The organism is Salipiger sp. PrR003, assembly GCF_010500785.1.
Taxonomy (GTDB): Bacteria; Pseudomonadota; Alphaproteobacteria; order Rhodobacterales; family Rhodobacteraceae; genus Salipiger; species Salipiger pacificus_A.
In genome coordinates this window covers 23,678-40,063 of record NZ_JAAGOV010000087.1, presented here as the reverse complement: position 1 = coordinate 40,063, position 16,386 = coordinate 23,678, and the positions used below count along the sequence as shown (strand labels likewise).

The 16,386-nt window shown below is 67.1% G+C and carries 15 protein-coding genes and 1 pseudogene; 10 read left to right on the top strand and 6 right to left on the bottom strand.

Annotated elements, in window-relative coordinates:
- Positions 1-10 precede the first annotated feature (10 nt).
- The 6 genes from G0D83_RS26725 to G0D83_RS26700 all read left to right on the top strand — a co-directional run bounded on the left by G0D83_RS26725 (position 11) and on the right by G0D83_RS26700 (position 3,664).
- Complete coding sequence (locus G0D83_RS26725) at positions 11-388, top strand: AtpZ/AtpI family protein (protein ID WP_108967490.1); 378 nt, start codon at positions 11-13, stop codon at positions 386-388.
- On the top strand, positions 378-1,157 hold the full coding sequence (locus G0D83_RS26720; RefSeq protein ID WP_108964439.1) for a F0F1 ATP synthase subunit A: 780 nt from the start codon (positions 378-380) through the stop codon (positions 1,155-1,157). Before G0D83_RS26725 ends, G0D83_RS26720 begins: the two co-directional genes overlap by 11 nt.
- 58 nt (positions 1,158-1,215) lie before the next feature.
- Complete coding sequence (locus G0D83_RS26715) at positions 1,216-1,452, top strand: F0F1 ATP synthase subunit C (RefSeq protein ID WP_092427884.1); 237 nt, start codon at positions 1,216-1,218, stop codon at positions 1,450-1,452.
- Between the two features lie 86 nt (positions 1,453-1,538).
- Entirely contained in the window at positions 1,539-2,090 is a 552-nt protein-coding gene (locus tag G0D83_RS26710; protein WP_108964440.1) for a F0F1 ATP synthase subunit B', read from the top strand.
- Between the two features lie 4 nt (positions 2,091-2,094).
- Positions 2,095-2,658 (top strand): F0F1 ATP synthase subunit B, encoded by a 564-nt coding sequence (locus G0D83_RS26705; protein WP_164197579.1) that lies wholly within the window; start codon positions 2,095-2,097, stop codon positions 2,656-2,658.
- 196 nt (positions 2,659-2,854) lie between these two features.
- Positions 2,855-3,664, top strand: a complete 810-nt coding sequence (locus G0D83_RS26700; RefSeq protein WP_164197578.1) for a division plane positioning ATPase MipZ — start codon at positions 2,855-2,857, stop codon at positions 3,662-3,664.
- 12 nt (positions 3,665-3,676) lie between these two features.
- Here G0D83_RS26700 and G0D83_RS26695 read toward each other — a convergent pair whose 3' ends face one another.
- Both G0D83_RS26695 and G0D83_RS26690 read right to left on the bottom strand, forming a co-directional pair.
- The gene (locus G0D83_RS26695; RefSeq protein WP_164197577.1) at positions 3,677-4,222 is read right to left on the bottom strand and encodes an HdeD family acid-resistance protein; all 546 of its coding nucleotides are present in this window, start codon (positions 4,220-4,222) and stop codon (positions 3,677-3,679) included.
- Between the two features lie 261 nt (positions 4,223-4,483).
- Entirely contained in the window at positions 4,484-4,936 is a 453-nt protein-coding gene (locus G0D83_RS26690) for a GNAT family N-acetyltransferase (protein WP_164197576.1), read from the bottom strand.
- A gap of 191 nt (positions 4,937-5,127) precedes the next feature.
- On the opposite strand from G0D83_RS26690, the gene smc reads away from it, so the two are divergent.
- Complete coding sequence (gene smc, locus G0D83_RS26685) at positions 5,128-8,583, top strand: chromosome segregation protein SMC (RefSeq protein WP_164197575.1); 3,456 nt, start codon at positions 5,128-5,130, stop codon at positions 8,581-8,583.
- A gap of 133 nt (positions 8,584-8,716) precedes the next feature.
- Here smc and panC read toward each other — a convergent pair whose 3' ends face one another.
- Positions 8,717-9,562, bottom strand: coding sequence for a pantoate--beta-alanine ligase (gene panC / locus G0D83_RS26680; RefSeq protein WP_164197574.1), 846 nt, complete (start codon positions 9,560-9,562; stop codon positions 8,717-8,719).
- Positions 9,559-10,392: a 3-methyl-2-oxobutanoate hydroxymethyltransferase gene (gene panB, locus G0D83_RS26675; protein WP_164197573.1), complete on the bottom strand. Its 834-nt coding sequence runs from the start codon at positions 10,390-10,392 to the stop codon at positions 9,559-9,561. The genes panC and panB overlap by 4 nt, the downstream gene beginning before the upstream one ends.
- A 169-nt stretch (positions 10,393-10,561) precedes the next feature.
- Here panB and G0D83_RS26670 point away from each other — a divergent pair, with 169 nt between their 5' ends.
- Positions 10,562-12,046 (top strand): ABC transporter substrate-binding protein, encoded by a 1,485-nt coding sequence (locus G0D83_RS26670; protein ID WP_164197572.1) that lies wholly within the window; start codon positions 10,562-10,564, stop codon positions 12,044-12,046.
- A gap of 160 nt (positions 12,047-12,206) precedes the next feature.
- Here the strand turns inward: G0D83_RS26670 and G0D83_RS26665 are convergent.
- A pseudogene (locus G0D83_RS26665) lies at positions 12,207-13,496 on the bottom strand (acetylornithine deacetylase/succinyl-diaminopimelate desuccinylase family protein).
- A 62-nt stretch (positions 13,497-13,558) separates the two neighbouring features.
- Complete coding sequence (locus G0D83_RS26660; protein ID WP_164197571.1) at positions 13,559-14,506, bottom strand: DUF2125 domain-containing protein; 948 nt, start codon at positions 14,504-14,506, stop codon at positions 13,559-13,561.
- A 65-nt stretch (positions 14,507-14,571) separates the two neighbouring features.
- On the opposite strand from G0D83_RS26660, the gene G0D83_RS26655 reads away from it, so the two are divergent.
- Together G0D83_RS26655 and G0D83_RS26650 are read left to right on the top strand one after the other, a co-directional pair.
- A complete protein-coding gene (locus tag G0D83_RS26655; protein WP_164197723.1) occupies positions 14,572-15,114 on the top strand; it encodes a gamma-glutamylcyclotransferase in 543 nt (180 codons plus the stop codon).
- Between the two features lie 54 nt (positions 15,115-15,168).
- Entirely contained in the window at positions 15,169-16,383 is a 1,215-nt protein-coding gene (locus tag G0D83_RS26650; RefSeq protein ID WP_164197570.1) for a biopolymer transporter ExbB, read from the top strand.
- The last annotated feature ends 3 nt before the right edge of the window (positions 16,384-16,386 follow it).

Here is a 16,386-nt window from a genome sequence, read left to right as displayed (position 1 = left end):
GAGCGAAATGGTGGGCGATCCCGATCCGAAGCGGCAACTCGACGCGCTGGAGGCGAAGATCGCGGCGGCCAAGGCTGCCCGGGAGACCCGGAAGTCGCACCAGGAGGAACACTATTCTCAGGCCAATGTCGCCTGGCGGATGGTGACGGAAATGGTGGCCGGTCTCGGGATCGGCTTCGGCATCGGCTACGGCTTGGACATCCTCTTGGGGACCATGCCGTGGCTCATGGTGCTCTTCACATTGCTGGGCCTCGTGGCGGGCATCCGCGTGATGCTGCGGACCGCCGCCGAGATCCAGGCAAAACAAACTTCCGGCAGCGCCGGAGAGGGACAATCCTCCGGCACGCCCGGAGATGACGAGAAGAGGGATCGCGGCGATGGCGACTGAAGCGGCTCACGGTGCTGATATGGCAGAACACGCGGTAGAAGGCGGCCTGTCCTTCCACCCGATGGACCAGTTCATGATCAAACCGCTCTTCGGAGCCGGTGACGTGGGCATGTTCACCATCACCAACGCGACGCTGTGGATGTTCCTTTGCATCCTCGCGATCATCGGCGTCATGGTGCTGGGCACCTCGCGCCGCGCGATCATCCCCTCGCGCAGCCAGTCGGTCGCCGAACTGGCCTATGGCTTCATCTACAAGATGGTCGAGGACGTCACCGGCAAGGATGGCCTGAAGTACTTCCCGTACATCATGACGCTGTTCATGTTCATCGTCTTCTCGAACTTCCTCGGTCTCATCCCGATGAGCTTCACCACCACCTCGCACATCGCGGTGACCTGGGTGCTGGCGCTCTGCGTGTTCCTCGGTGTGACCATCCTCGGCTTCGTCAAGAACGGCGTGCACTTCCTCGGCCTGTTCTGGGTGACCTCGGCGCCGCTGGCGCTGCGCCCGATCCTCGCCGTGATCGAGATCATTTCCTACTTCGTCCGCCCGGTCAGCCACTCGATCCGTCTTGCTGGCAACGTGATGGCCGGTCACGCCGTGATGAAGGTCTTCGCAGGCTTCGCCGCGCTGGCCGTCGTCTCGCCGGTGTCGATCGTCGCGATCACCGCGATCTACGGGCTCGAAGTTCTGGTGGCCTTCATCCAGGCCTACGTGTTCACCATCCTGACCTGCGTCTACCTCAAGGACGCGCTGCACCCTGCCCACTAAGGGCAGGCCGGTCCGGACAACCTCTATCCATCCAATTCCATCGTAAGGAGAGACTCAAATGGAAGGCGATATCGCAAACCTCGGTCAGTTCATCGGCGCCGGCCTCGCAGGCCTGGGTTCGGGCCTCGCAGCCCTCGGCGTGGGTAACGTTGCTGCAAACTTCCTGGGCGGCGCCCTGCGCAACCCGTCGGCAGCTGCATCGCAGACCGCCACCCTCTTCATCGGCATCGCATTCGCAGAAGCACTGGGGATCTTCTCGTTCCTCGTCGCTCTGCTGCTGATGTTCGCCGTCTAATCCTTCGGGACCTTATCCTTACGCGGGGGCGGCGCCGTCATTGACGGGCCGCCCCAAGTAGAGACAACGTTCCGACGGAGGACGACATGGCGGTCGAACCCATTCAGGAAGAAATGGCCGGTGTCTGCGTCGACGCCCATGGCTCCGCCATCGGGATGCCGCAGCTTTGCGGCGAGTGGATTCCGAACCAGATCTTCTGGCTCATCATCACTCTGGTGGTGATCTTCTTCGTGCTGTCGCGCATCGCTCTGCCGCGGATCGCATCCGTCCTGGCCGAGCGTCAGGGCACCATCACGAACGACATCTCCGCCGCGGAAGAACTGAAGCGCCAGGCGAAGGACGCGGAAGCGGCCTACGAGAAGGCGCTTGCCGATGCCCGTACCGAGGCACAGGCCATCGCGCAGAAGACCCGCGACGAGATCAAGGCAAAGCTCGACGCCGCAACGGTCGAGGCAGACGCCAAGATCGCCGAGAAGTCGGCCGAGTCTGAGAAGGTCCTCGCCGGGATCCGCGCCTCTGCCGTGGAAAGCGTCGAGGCCGTTGCAAAGGAAACCGCGGAAGCCATCGTGGCGGCCCTGGGAACCTCTGCCGACCAGGCCGCGATCGACGCGGCCGTGGCCAACCGGATGAAAGGCTGATCCCATGCGCAAACTCATGACCCTGAGCGCGCTCGGCACCTTGATGGCCAGCCCCGCGCTGGCCGCCTCCGGCCCGTTCTTCTCGCTGCGCAACACCGACTTCGTGGTGCTGCTCGGCTTCCTGCTGTTCCTTGCCGTCCTCGTGTACTTCAAAGTGCCGAAGATGCTGGGCGGCCAGCTCGATCGCCGTGCCGAAGGCATTCGCAACGAGCTTGAAGAAGCCCGCGCGCTGCGCGAAGAAGCACAGACCCTGCTGGCCTCCTACGAGCGCAAGCAGCGGGAAGTGCAAGAGCAGGCGGAGAAGATCGTGGCTCAGGCCAAGGTCGACGCCGAAAGCGCTGCCGAGCAGGCCCGCAAGGACCTCGACGACTCCATCGCCCGCCGCCTCGCGGCTGCCGAGGAGCAGATCAAGTCCGCCGAGAACTCGGCTGTCCGGGAAGTGCGCGACCGCGCGATTGCCGTGGCCGTGGACGCTGCCCGCGACGTGATCGCGACGCAGCTCGGCGCCAAGGACAAGGCGGCCCTCGTGGACGCGTCGATCAAGGAAATCGGTGCCAAGCTGCACTGATCTTTCCGACCCAAAGATGCTTGCAGAGCCCGGCCCATGGCCGGGCTTTTGCTTTTGGGGGGCGCGGCAGGGCCGCAACGCCCCAAAAGGTTGGGACGCGGGGCCCTCAGAAGTCTTTTCCTTGAAGTTGACCCCATATAGTGTGTGCATACCGCAAGCACAGCCAAACATGTGGGCGGCAGCACGAGGGGACAGCGTGGCACATATCATCGTCGTAGGAAACGAGAAGGGCGGGGCGGGGAAGTCCACCGTCTCGATGCACGTGGCAACCGCTCTGGCACGCATGGGGCACCGCACCGGCGCGCTGGATCTCGACCTGCGGCAGCGCTCGGTGGGCCGCTACATCGAGAACCGCCGCGCCTTCTGCAAGCGCGAGGGGCTCGAACTGCCGATCCCCCTCTACCTCGAGCTGCCCGAGGTCGCGCCCGAGGCGCTGGCGCCCGGCGAGAACGCCTTTGATCACCGGCTGTCCAAGGCGGTGGCGCAGCTCGAGACCGACTGCGACTTCGTGCTGATCGACTGCCCCGGCTCGCACACTCGCCTGAGCCAGGTGGCGCATTCGCTGGCCGACACGCTGATCACCCCGCTCAACGACAGCTTCATAGATTTCGACCTGCTCGCCCATGTCGATAGTGATGGCGACAAGATCCTTGGCCCTTCGGTCTATTCCGAGATGGTCTGGAACGCCCGCCAGCTGCGGGCCCAGGCCGGGCTGCAGCCAATCGACTGGGTGGTGCTGCGCAACCGTCTCGGGGCGCAGAACATGGTCAACAAGATGAAGATGGAAAAGGCACTGACCAAGCTCTCGAAGCGCATCGGTTTCCGCATCGCGCCCGGCTTCAACGAGAGGGTGATCTTCCGCGAGCTGTTCCCGCGCGGGCTGACGCTGCTCGACCTCAAGGACATCGGGGTCGGCAACCTCAACATCTCGAATGTCGCCGCGCGCCAGGAACTGCGCGAGCTGGTCTCGGCGCTGGACCTGCCCGGCGTCGAGGTGAATTTCTGAGGCTGCAGGCCGCTAATGGGTGCGCATGTGCAGCGCGATGAGCGTTGCGCCGATGCCGGAGCTCAGCAGGTCGATGCCGAGAAAGAAGCCCAGGAGGCCCATCGCCGAGTCTGGCAGCGTCGCCATGATCAGGACCCCGAGGACCACCGACACGAGCCCGGCGAAGACCAACCAAATCCATCCCGAGCGCTGACGAAGCGCGAAGCCGATGGCGATGCGCACGACGCCGAGGGCGAGGAAGAATAGCGCGATCAGCCAGGTCAGCGAGACGAGCCCGCGCTCCGGGTTGGCCAGCAGGAAGACCCCGAAAGCCAGCACGAGCAGCCCGAGAATGGCCTCGGCGAGCCGCGCGCCGGTGCTGGCCTGCGCGTTGAAGGCGATCCAGAGCTGCAAGGCCCCCGCCGCGACAAAGGCGATCGCCGAAATCGTCAGCACGGTGAGCGAGGCGGCAAAGGGATGCACCAAGGCTCCAATGCCGCCGAGGATTAGGATGATCCCCAGAACGAGCATCCAGCCCCATTTCTTGCGCGGATCGGAGGGCAGGGGGCCGTGGGACATGGCGAGGCTCCATTTGGGCACAGGGCACGAGCGCTGCGCGAACCGGGACAAGTCTGAGCGCTGGACGGGTCTCTGGCAACCGCACCGCGGCGAAGATCGCGAGAGTTTCATACATACGCACAAGACTTTGCGCACGAACTTGCCATGGGGCGGGCGTTTTTCCGCGGTCGCGCCAGCCTGCCTTAGCTTCGCATTGCTGGCAGCGGGGGCAGGTTGCGGCACCCTTGGACCCGGGCGAGCGACTTGCCGCGACCGCGCCGTTCAGAGCGCCTTTTCGTAAAACAGGCTTGAGCTGTTCTCGACGTAAGCGCCGAAAGGTCCGCGCGGGACGAAGCCGGTCTGCTCGTAGAGCGCGACGGCCGCAGGGAGCTTGTCCCCGGTCTCCAACCTCAGCAGCGGGATGGCCTCGTCGCGGGCAATCCGCTCGAGGTGATCGAGCAGCCGGCGTGCCAAGCCTAGGCCGCGCGCCTCGGGGCTGACGAACATCGATTTCACCTCGGCGTAGCCGTCCTTGCGGGCGATGGCGGCGCAGCCCAGCAACACGCCGTTCTCCTCGGCGCCGAAAAGTGAGATCTCGGGGGCGCAGAGCGCGTCGATGTCGAGAAAGTAGTTCTCTTCCGGCGGGAACAGCGACTCCATCAGCGCATGGCTGGCTATCAGCAGCGCCTCGGCGCGCGGATCGCGGGGCGAAACTGGACGAATGGTCACCGACATCAAAGCTTTCCTCTGGGCATCGCTTGGGATATTGGCCGGGCCTGCGCCATGGTCAACCCACAAATATGGCGGAGTTTCCGCAATATCTTGTGGACAACTGGCAAGCGCCCGCCACATCCGGTGCAAACCGTTTGACTTGGATCGCGGCGGGGCGGCAAATTCGGGGCTAACTTCGGAATCAGGACACGGCAGTGCAGTTCACACGGCTTCGACTGACGGGCTTCAAGAGCTTCGTTGATCCCACGGATCTCGTCATTGCCGACGGGCTGACGGGGGTTGTCGGCCCGAACGGCTGCGGCAAGTCCAACCTGCTCGAGGCGCTGCGCTGGGTGATGGGCGAGAACCGCGCCAAGGCGATGCGCGGCGCGGGCATGGAAGACGTGATCTTCGCAGGCGCCCACTCGCGCCCCGCCCGGAACTTCGCCGAGGTGGCTCTGACCATCGACAACGGCGACCGGCTCGCCCCGGCGGGTTTCAACGATCAGGACCAGCTCGAGATCGTCCGGCGGATCACCCGCGACGTTGGCTCGGCTTACAAGGTGAACGCCAAGGACGTGCGCGCGCGCGACGTGCAGATGCTCTTCGCAGACGCCTCGACCGGGGCGCATTCGCCTGCGCTGGTGCGGCAAGGGCAGATCTCCGAGCTGATCAACGCCAAGCCGAAGAACCGGCGCCGGATCCTCGAGGAAGCCGCGGGCATCTCGGGCCTTTACCAGCGCCGCCACGAGGCGGAGCTGAAGCTGAACAACACCGAGGCGAACCTGCTGCGCGTCGACGACGTGATCGAGCAGCTTGCGGCACAGCTCGGAACGCTCGACCGGCAGGCCAAGCAGGCGCAGCGCTACCGCGCCATCGGCGCGGAGCTTCGGCAGGCCGAGGGGCTGCTGCTCTACCGCCGCTGGATGGAGGCCGAGGAGGCGCGTCAGGCGGCGGAAAACGTTCTCCGCGGTCTCGTCACTGCCGCCGCTCAGGCCGAGAACGCCGCCCGGGCGGCCGAACGCGCGCGCGCCGAGCGCGACGAGGCGCTGCCGCCCCTTCGCGAGGAAGAGGCCATTGCCGCCGCCATTCTGCAGCGCCTCGCGGTGCAGCGCGACGCGCTGTCTGAACAGGAGACCCGTGCGCAGGACACCATCGAGACGCTGACCCGCCGGATCGAGCAGATCGCCCTCGACATCGAGCGGGAAGGCGCGCTCAACCGCGACGCCGGCGAGACGATCGCCCAGCTTGAATGGGAAGCCCGCGAGTTGGCCAAGGCCGCAGAGGGCCATGACGAGCGGCTGGCCGAGGCCGCCGACGCGGCTTCCGAGGCATCTGCCGTGCTGCAGGACCGCGAGTTGGCGCTGACCCAGCAGACCGAGGACGTGGCGCGGCTCGCCGCTCGCCACCAGTCGGCGCACCGCTATCTTGCCGACCTGCGCAAGGCGCTGCTTCGCCACGAGGGCGAGGCCGGAAAAGCGCGAGACGCCGTGGCCGAGGCGCGCGGCAAGCTGGCCGAGGCGACCGGCGCCATGGAAGACGCGCAGGCGCGCTCCGAGGACGCGCAGGCCATGGCCGCCCGCGCCGAGGAACTCCTGGCGCAGGCCGATGAAGCGCGAACCGACTGTCAGTCGCGCGAGGCCGAGGCCCGGGCCGAGCGCTCCGAGGCCGAGGGCGAGGCGAGCGCTCTGCGCGCCGAGGTTGGCGCGCTCACCCGGCTGCTCGACCGCGATACCTCCGAGGGCGGACAGGTGCTCGACCAGTTGCTGGTGGCGCAGGGTTTCGAAAAGGCGCTTGGCGCCGCGCTCGCCGACGACCTGCGCGCGCCCGAAGTGGGTGCGGGCGCGGCCTCGGGCTGGGTCGAACTGCCGCGCTATGAAAGTCAGCAGCTGCTGCCCGAGGGGGTGAGCGCGCTGTCGCAGCATGTCACGGTGCCGGGCGTGCTGATGCGCCGGATGAGCCAGATCGGTCTCGTTGAGCGCGCCGAGGGCACCCGCCTGCAGCCGCGTCTGAAGCCCGGCCAGCGTCTCGTCAGCCGCGAGGGTGACCTGTGGCGCTGGGATGGCTTCCGTGCCGGGGCCGAGGATGCGCCCTCTGCCGCCGCCCTGCGGCTCGAGCAGCTCAACCGGCGCGAGGTGTTGAAGAGCGAGATGGCCCGCGCCGAGGCACAGGTCGAGGCCATGCGTGTGGCGCATGATGCTCTGGTCGCCCGGCTCGCGGATCTCACCCGCGCTGACAAGGTGGCGCGCGAGACCCGGCGCGAGGCCGACCGCGAAGTGAACGAGGCCATGCGTGCCTTCAACCGGGCCGAAAGCGACCGCAGCATGGCCGAGAGCCGGCTGGAGAGCCTCGGGCTGGCGGTGAGCCGCCACGAGGGTGAGGCCGAGGCGGCGCGCAAGCAGGTGCTCGAGGCCGAGCGCGCCCTGTCGGAACTGGGCGATCTGGAAAACGCCCGGGCGCTGGCCGAGGACGTGCGGATGACCGTCGAGGCGGCCCGCATGACCATGATGACCCGCCGCTCGGCGCATGACGAGCTGCGCCGCGAGGGAGAGGCCCGCAAGGGCCGCCAGCAAACCGTGACCAAGGAGCTTTCGGGCTGGCGCCACCGGCTGGAGACGGCCGAGAAACGCAGCGCCGAGCTCTCGGAACGCAAGGCCACCCACGAGCGCGAGCTGGCCGAGGCGCGCGCTGTGCCGGACGCGCTCGCCGGCAAGCGCGACGAACTCGCTCGCTCGATCGAGGAGGCCGAGGAGCGCCGCAGCGCCGCCGCCGATCTGCTGTCCGCCGCCGAGAGCGCCATGCGCGCCGCCATTGCCGCCGAGCGCGACGCGGAACGCGCAGCCTCCGAGGCGCGGGAGGCCCGTGCTGGCGCCGAGGCGCGCGTCGAGGCCGCGCGCGAAACCGTCGCCGCCGCCGCCGAGCGCATCGAGGACGAGCAGGAGACCACCCCAGAGAAGCTGCTCGCTCGGCTCGATGTGGCTCCCTCCGACATGCCGAGTTCCGAGGCGGTCGAGGCCGACGTGAACCGCCTCAAGCGCCAGCGCGACGCCCTCGGCGCGGTGAACCTGCGCGCCGAGGAGGACGCCCGAGAGGTGCGCAGCGAGCACGACACGCTGGCGCAGGAAAAGACCGATCTCGAGGAAGCCGTGCGCACGCTGCGCGCAGGCATCTCCTCGCTGAATCGCGAGGGCCGCGAGCGGCTGCTGACCGCCTTCGAGCAGGTGAATGCCAACTTCCGGCTGCTGTTCACCCACCTCTTCAACGGCGGCGAGGCCAATCTCGTGATGGTCGAGAGCGACGACCCGCTCGAGGCCGGGCTCGAGATCATGTGCCAGCCACCGGGCAAGAAGCTCTCGACGCTCTCGCTGCTCTCGGGCGGCGAGCAGACGCTGACCGCGCTGGCGCTGATCTTCGCGGTGTTCCTTGCGAACCCGGCACCGATCTGCGTGCTCGACGAGGTCGACGCGCCGCTCGACGACGCCAACGTCACGCGCTTCTGCGACCTGCTCGACGAGATGTGCCGCCGTACGGAAACCCGCTTCCTGATCATCACCCACCACGCGGTGACGATGAGCCGGATGGACCGGCTCTTTGGCGTGACTATGCAGGAGCAGGGCGTCAGCCAGCTCGTTTCGGTGGACCTGAAAAAAGCCGAGCGTCTGGTCGCCTGACGAGGCGGGCTGCGGGCGGGCCATGCCGGATGCCACCGGCGGGCCATTTCGAGTTTACGGCACGCCGAAGCGCCCCCTGCCTCTTTCGAGGTCGAATATCCCGGGGGGCCGGGACAGAGTCCCGGGTCTGCCCTCAGCCTACCGCGATATTGTCGATCAGCCGCACCCCGCCCAGCCAGGCGGCGGCGAGCAGGCGGGCCGGCCGCGAGGGATGCTCCAGCGGGGCGAGCCCGTCCGCGCTGCGCAGCTCGATGTATTCGACCTCGGAAAACCCCGCCTCGCGCAGCGCTGCCTCGGCCTGGAAGCGCACCGGGCCGAGGCTCTCGCCCTCGACCAGCCGCCCGGCCACCTGCCGCAGCACCCGGTGCAGCGCGGGAGCGGCCGCGCGGGTCTCGAGGGGCAGAAGCACGTTGCGGGAGGAGAGCGCCAGCCCGTCCTTTTCGCGCACGGTCGGGCAGCCGATGACCTCGGTCAGCAGGTCGAGATCACGCGCCATGCGGGTGACCACCTGCAGCTGCTGGAAATCCTTCTCGCCGAAATAGGCACGGTCGGCGAGGGTTTGCAGGAAGAGCTTCGCGCAGACCGTGGTAACCCCGTCGAAGTGTCCTGGTCGATGCGAGCCGCACAGACCGTCGGTCAGCCCCGAGACGAGCACAGAGGTGGCAAAGCCCTCTGGGTAGATCTCCTCCGGCGCCGGCACATAGATCGCATCGACCGCATGGGGCGCCAGCTTTTCAGCATCGGCATCTTCCGTGCGCGGGTATTTTTCGAGGTCAGAGGCCGTATTGAACTGCTTGGGGTTGACGAAGATCGTCACGATCACCCGGTCGCAGCCGGTTTTCGCGGCATCCACGAGGCTCAGGTGCCCGGCATGCAGCGCGCCCATTGTGGGCACCACGCCGATGCTCTCGCCAGCGGCTTTCCAGCCCAGCACGGCGTCGCGCAGCGCCGCCTTTGTTCGCAGGATGGGCGCGGTCATCTCGTCTTCTCCGGTGCATCTTCGGCAAAGACATGCTCGGCCCCGGGAAACTCCCGGGCGCGCACCTCGGCCGCGTATTCCTCGATCGCTGCCTCGGCTTGGTGGCCGAGCGCCGCGTAGCGTTTCACGAATTTCGGCTTGAAGGCTGTGAAGGCCCCCAGCATGTCGTCGACGACAAGGATCTGCCCGTCGCAGCCCGCCGAGGCGCCGATGCCAATCGTGGGAATCGGCAGTTCGGCGGTGAGCCGGTCGGCCAGCGCCGCCGGGACCTTCTCGAGAACCACGGCAAAGGCGCCGGCCTCGGCCACGGCGCGTGCCCCCGCCACAAGCGCCTCTGCCGCCGCGCCGCGTCCCTGCACCTTGTAGCCGCCCAGCGTGTGGATCGACTGCGGCGTCAGCCCGACATGCCCCATCACCGGGATGCCTCGCTGCACCAGAAAGCGGACGGTCTCGGCCATATGCACCCCGCCCTCGAGTTTCACCGCCGCAGCGCCGGTCTCGGCCATGATCCGCGAAGCCGCGCGAAAGGCCTGCTGCGGGCTCTCCTCGTAGCTGCCGAAGGGCATGTCGACGACCATCATCGCCTTGTCGAGCCCGCGCTTCACCGCCTGACCGTGCAGGATCATCATCTCTAGGGTGACGCCAAGGGTCGAGGGTAGCCCGTGCAGCACCATGCCGACGGAATCCCCGACCAGCACGAAATCGCAATGGGCGTCCATCGCCTGCGCCATCGGGGTCGTATAGGCGGTAAGGCTGACCAGCGGCACGCCGCCCTTGCGGGCACGGATGTCCTCGGGCAGCGGGGCGCTCCTGCGGGCCGTGGCGCTCATGGACGTCTCCTCTCGTCTGCGGATCCTCGCGCGGGATGGGGCCCTTTAGCAGCCCGAGGGGATCCGATCCAGACCGCAAACCGTGTCGCCGCTTGCACAAACGGGGCAATTGCGCGCAGTCTTGCCGGAGTTCCGCCCGCCCGGCCCCGACACAGGAGTTGCCTTGCCGATGACCCGACCGATCACCCGTTTCAGCCTCTCCCTCGCCGCGCTGCTGCTCGGCTCCGCTGCCGCCCTTGCCCAGCAGGACGATCTGATCATCGCGCTGCAGCTCGAGCCGCCGCATCTCGACCCGACTTCCGCCGCCGCCGGGGCGATCGATTCCGTGCTCTACAGCAACGTCTTCGAAGGGCTGACGAAATTCGCCGAGGACGGCTCCATCCACCCGGGCCTCGCGGAGAGCTGGGATATCTCCGAGGACGGCACCAGCTACACCTTCCACCTGCATGAGGGCGTCACCTTCCACGACGGAACCACGATGGACGCCGAGGATGTGAAGTTCAGCCTCGACCGCGCCCGCGCCGAGGACAGCCAGAACGCCCAGAAGGCGCTCTTTGCCGGGATCGACGAGGTTACCGTATTGGACCCGCTGACCGTGCAGGTCACGCTCAAGGCACCCGACGGCGGCTTCCTGTTCAACATGGCCTGGGGAGACGCGGTGGTCGTCGCGCCCGAGAGCATCGAGGGGATCAAATCGAACCCGGTCGGCACCGGCCCCTTCACCTTCACCAGTTGGACGCAGGGCGACAGCATCAGTCTTACCCGCAACGAGAGCTACTGGGGCGAGGCGCCGGCGCTGAGCCGCGCCACCTTCCGCTTCATCTCGGACCCGACCGCCGCCTTTGCCGCGATGATGGCGCAGGACATCGACGCCTATGCCGGCTTCCCGGCGCCGGAGAACCTGCCGCAGTTCGAGGCCGATCCGCGCTTCCAAGTCCTTGTCGGCTCGACCGAGGGCGAGACGATCCTGGCGATGAACAACGCGCTCGAGCCCTTTGACGATCCGCTGGTGCGCGAGGCGGTGGCCCACGCCATCGACCGGCAGGCGATCATCGACGGGGCAATGTTCGGGCTCGGCACGCCGATCGGCACGCATTTCGCGCCGCATAACCCAGACTACGTCGACCTGACCAACCTGTCGAACTACGATCCCGAAGCGTCGAAGACCCTGCTCGCCGACGCGGGCTATCCCGATGGCTTCACCACCACGCTGAAACTGCCGCCGCCCTCCTACGCCCGCCGCGGCGGCGAGATCATCGCGGCGCAGCTGCGTGCGGTTGGCATCCAGACCGAGATCACCAACCTCGAATGGGCGCAATGGCTCGAAGAGGTGTTCCGCGGCAAGGACTTCGGCCTGACCATCGTGAGCCATACCGAGCCCATGGACATCAATATCTACGCGCGGCCGGACTATTACTTCCAGTATGACAACCCGGAGGTCCGGGACCTCATGGCGAAGCTGACCGCGACCACCGATCCGGCGGCCCGCTCGGAAATGTTGAAGCAGGCACAGCAGATCATCGCCGAGGATCACGTCAACGCCTTCCTCTTCCAGCTCGCCTTCCCGACAGTGGCGGATGCCAAGCTGCACGGATTGTGGAAGAACCAGCCGACGCAGGCCACCGATCTCACCGGGGTTTATTGGGAAAAGTGATCAGCAGGGAAGAGTGTGGGGCGATCCGCCCCCTCACGCCCGGGATACTCCAGCTCATAAGAACGGATGGCGCGGCGCTCTGATCCTTCAGGCATTGCATTCTTCCAGGCAGGAACATTCCCGCGGGAGGCGTTCCTGCGCTTGACCAGACGCGCGGCGCTCAGCGCAGAAGCAGCCGCTCGAGGCTGCGGGCCATGACCCGGGCGCTGTCGAGCATGTCGGTGATGCCAATCCACTCGTCGGGCTTATGCGCCAGCTCCAGCACGCCCGGACCGTAGGCGATGCAGTTCTTCAGCTTGCCGATGCGATCGATGTGCTATTGGTCGTAGCTGCCGGGCGAGGCGACATAGGTGGCGTCCTGGCCCAGAACCTCGCGGATCGCCTCGGCCACGGTGGTGACCACAGGGGCGCTCTTCTCGGTCATTGAGGGGATGACGCGGTTCAGTTCGCGGATCTCGTATTCGAAGTTCGGGCGGCGGGATTTGAGGTCTTCGAGCAGGCCCACGACCTCTTCCTGAACGCCCTCGACGGTCTCTTCCATCAAGAATCGCCGGTCGATCACGATGCGGCAGCTGTCGGGCACGCAATGGGCCGGCAGGCCGTCATGCTCTTCGGCCTGGCCACCGTGGATCGAGTTGATGTTCATCGTCGAGTTTCGCGCGCCCTCGGGGACCACGGGCATCTCGGTGACGCGCGCGGCCATGGCGGGGAAGAGCGTTTCCTCGAAGGCGTCGAGCACGGCGCCCATGTGGCGAATGGCGCAATCGCCGAGGAAGGGCATGGAGCCATGGGCGATCTCGCCCTTGGTTTTGATCTCGGCCCACCAGCCGCCGCGGTGGCCAAGGCAGATGCGGTGCTTGTCGAGCGGTTCGGGGATGATCACATGCTGCACCCGCTCGGGCGAGAACCAGCCCTCTTTCGCGAGGTGGGCCACGCCGCCGTAGCCGCCGGATTCCTCGTCCGCCGTGGCGCTGATCTCCACCGCGCCGGCGAAATCGGCGTGCTGCTCGAGAAAGGCCTCGGCGGCGATGATCGAGGCGGCGAGCCCACCTTTCATGTCGCAGGTGCCGCGGCCGTAGATGCGGTCGCCCTCGAGCGCGCCGCCGAAGGGATCGCGGGTCCAGCCGGCTCCGACCTCGACCACGTCGTGATGCGAGTTGAAATGCACGCACTCGCCGGGGTGGGCGCCCTCGCTGCGGGCGACGATGTTCCAGCGTGGGTAGGTTTCGCTGTCACCTGGGGCGCCCTCGGCGCGGACCAGCGTGCAGGCGAAGCCGCGCGCCGAGAGTCGGCGTTCAAGGTAGTCGCAGATATCGCGGTAATATTGCCCGGGCGGGTTCAGCGTCGGGATGCGGACGAGATCCTGCGTCAGCGCGATCAGATCGTCGCGCTTGTCGTCGATGCGGCGCGCGAGGGCATCCATTGGGCGGGTGGCGAGTGCGTCGGTCATGCCAGCACTCTTCCCGGCTTTGCCGCGCCGCGCAAGCGTGGCGGCGCGGTGGGGGTGCCTGTTCAGGGGAAGCGCAGACGGGGTGCCTCGCCGAGCGGGATCGGTCCGAGCCGGGCGACGCCCCGGTCAAGGGTCAGCGGCAGATCGAGCGTGTTGCGGTTGCCGGAGAGGCCGGCGACGAGGCCGAGCCCGTCCTCCAATGCCGCGGCCATCCCTTCGGGCAGCTGGCCGCTCTGCCGCGCCATGTCGATCATCTCGCGCCAGTTCACCGCCTTGACGGTGACCTGCCCGTCGAGCCGGCCATCATCATCCACGTCGACATCGCCCGCCACCTTGAGCTGCAGGTCGTCGACCTTGTATTCGGCGAGCCTGAGGTCCACGCGCATCGGCTGGGGGTGCGGGCCGGCCTGCTTGCCGACGCGCAGCGGCAAGTCCGTGTCGAACCCCGCGTCGAGGCGGATGGCATCGGCCACGCGCCCGCCCGAGCCGGCGATTGCATCGGCGCCGACGGCAATGCGGTAGCTGGTCTCTTCCCCCTCGTCGCGGGTGAGCGCGGCCGTCAGCCCGGCCAGCGCCGCGGTGGTGGCGCCGGTGAGGTTGAGCGTCTTGCTCTCGAAATTGGCGCGCACCACGATGTCACCCTCGTGGATGAAGCTGGCGCGCATCCCGTCCGAGGTGATCTCGGTTTCGCCAAGTTCGGTGGTCAGGTTCATCTGCGGCGGGAAGGCAACGATCTCATGCCCGAAGTTGTAGACGAGCCGGTAGATGTCGACGAAGGGCGTCTCCCAACGCAGCCCCTCGGGGTTTTCCAGCACCAGCCCGCTCAGCCGCGCATCGACGCGGTTGGGAAAGCCCTGGAACGAGATGTCCTCGTAGGTGGCGGTCCAGCCCTCGGTCCGGCGCGCCTCCATCCAGCTATCGATGGCCTTGCGCTCGAAATGCACCGAGACGAACCAGAAGCCGGACCAGGCCAGTGCGGCCACGATCACCGCAAACAACAGTTTCTTCACCACGCGCCCCTTTTCTGACGGACAGGATTGGTGTTTACAGCCGCCATGCGGAAAGGACCAGAATGATGGCGCTTTGGGTCTTCGGCTACGGCTCACTTCTTTGGAATCCCGGCTTCCCCGTGGCCGAGAGCGTGCATGCGACGTTGACCGGGTACCGGCGGTCCTTCTGCATGCGCTCGATCCACCACCGCGGCACGCCCGAGGCGCCAGGGCTGGTGCTGGCGCTGGACGAGGAGCACGAGGCCGCCTGCGACGGGCTGGCGCTGCGCGCGCAGCCCGGCACCGAGGAGACGACCCTGGCCTACCTGCGCGAGCGCGAACTTGTCTCGGCGGCCTACTACGAGGCCCGGCTGCCGCTCACGCTGCAGGACGGGCGCGAGGTCGAGGCGGTGACCTACATCATCGACCCCGATCACGTGCAATATTGCGGCGGGCTCGATCTCGAAGAGCAGGCGCGCATTATCGCGCAGGCCATCGGCGGACGCGGGCCGAACAGCGAATATCTCTACAACACCGCCTCGCATCTCGAACATCTGGGCATTCCTGATGCCGAGCTGCACTGGTTGGCCCACCGCGTGCGGGGGCTGACCGATAACGGCTTGGCTTGATTGGGGCGAGGGCATACGCTGCCCCGCAGAATTGTGCTAATTTAGGTGCCCAGAATGGACCGACGCGACCTCGAGGCAGAGGCCCATTTCAGTCAGCCGGTCCGCCAGATCCTCCTGATGCTGGCGGTCCTCGGGCTGTGCGGTGCTGGCGCGGTGCTGGTGCTGCCGCGGGTGCTGCCGGTTTTCGAGTCCAACCCCTACCTCAACGGCTTCATCCTCTTCGTCTTCGTGCTCGGCGTGCTCGCCTGCTTCTTGCAGGTTGCGCAGCTGATCACCTCGGTGCGCTGGATCGAGGGCTTTGCCTCGGGCCGCGAGGCCGCAGTACGCCCGCCGCGGCTGCTGGCGCCACTGGCCGCACTGCTGCGGCGGCATGACAAGCGGCTGCAGATCACCACGACCTCGACCCGCTCGATCCTCGACTCCGTTGCGACGCGGATCGACGAGGCGCGCGAGATCACCCGCTACATCACCTCGCTGCTGATCTTCCTGGGTCTGCTGGGCACCTTCTACGGGCTCGCGACGACCGTGCCGGCGCTGGTCGACACCATCCGCAGCCTCGTGCCCGCAGAGGGCGAGAGCGGGGTGCAGACCTTCTCGCGTTTGATGAGCGGGCTCGAGGGGCAACTTGGCGGCATGGGCGTGGCCTTCGCCTCCTCGCTGCTGGGGCTTGCCGGATCGCTGATCGTCGGCCTGCTGGAGCTTTTCGCCGGGCATGGCCAGAACCGCTTTTACCGCGAGCTCGAGGAATGGCTGAGCTCGATCACCAAGCTCAGCTTCAGCTCGGGCGAGGGTGAGGGCAGCGGGGACGAGGCGCTGATCGGCATGGTGCTCGACCAGATGAACGAACAGATGGAGCGGATGACCGCGCTCTATTCCGAGAGCGAGCAGGGCCGGATGGAGATCGAGGGGCGGCTCGGGCAGCTGGCCGATTCCATCGAGCGGATGACCGAGCGGCTCGAGGCCACGGCGCCCTCGAACAACTCGCTGGCACGCATCGCCGAAGGGCAAGAGCGACTGATCGAGGTTCTGGAGACCCGCGAGACCGCCGAAGGGCTGGACGCCGAGAGCCGGATGCGCCTGCGCTCGATTGACGTGCAGATGCTGCGACTTCTCGAAGAGGTCGCTGCCGGACGTCAAGAGAGCATGGCCGAGCTGCGCACCGATCTTGCGACGCTGACCCGGGTGCTTGGGCAGATCGCCCGCCCGCAGCCGCCGCAGGTGCGCGCCGTTCGCCCCAATCCCGCCCGCTCCGGCGGCTCCGAGGGCTGATCG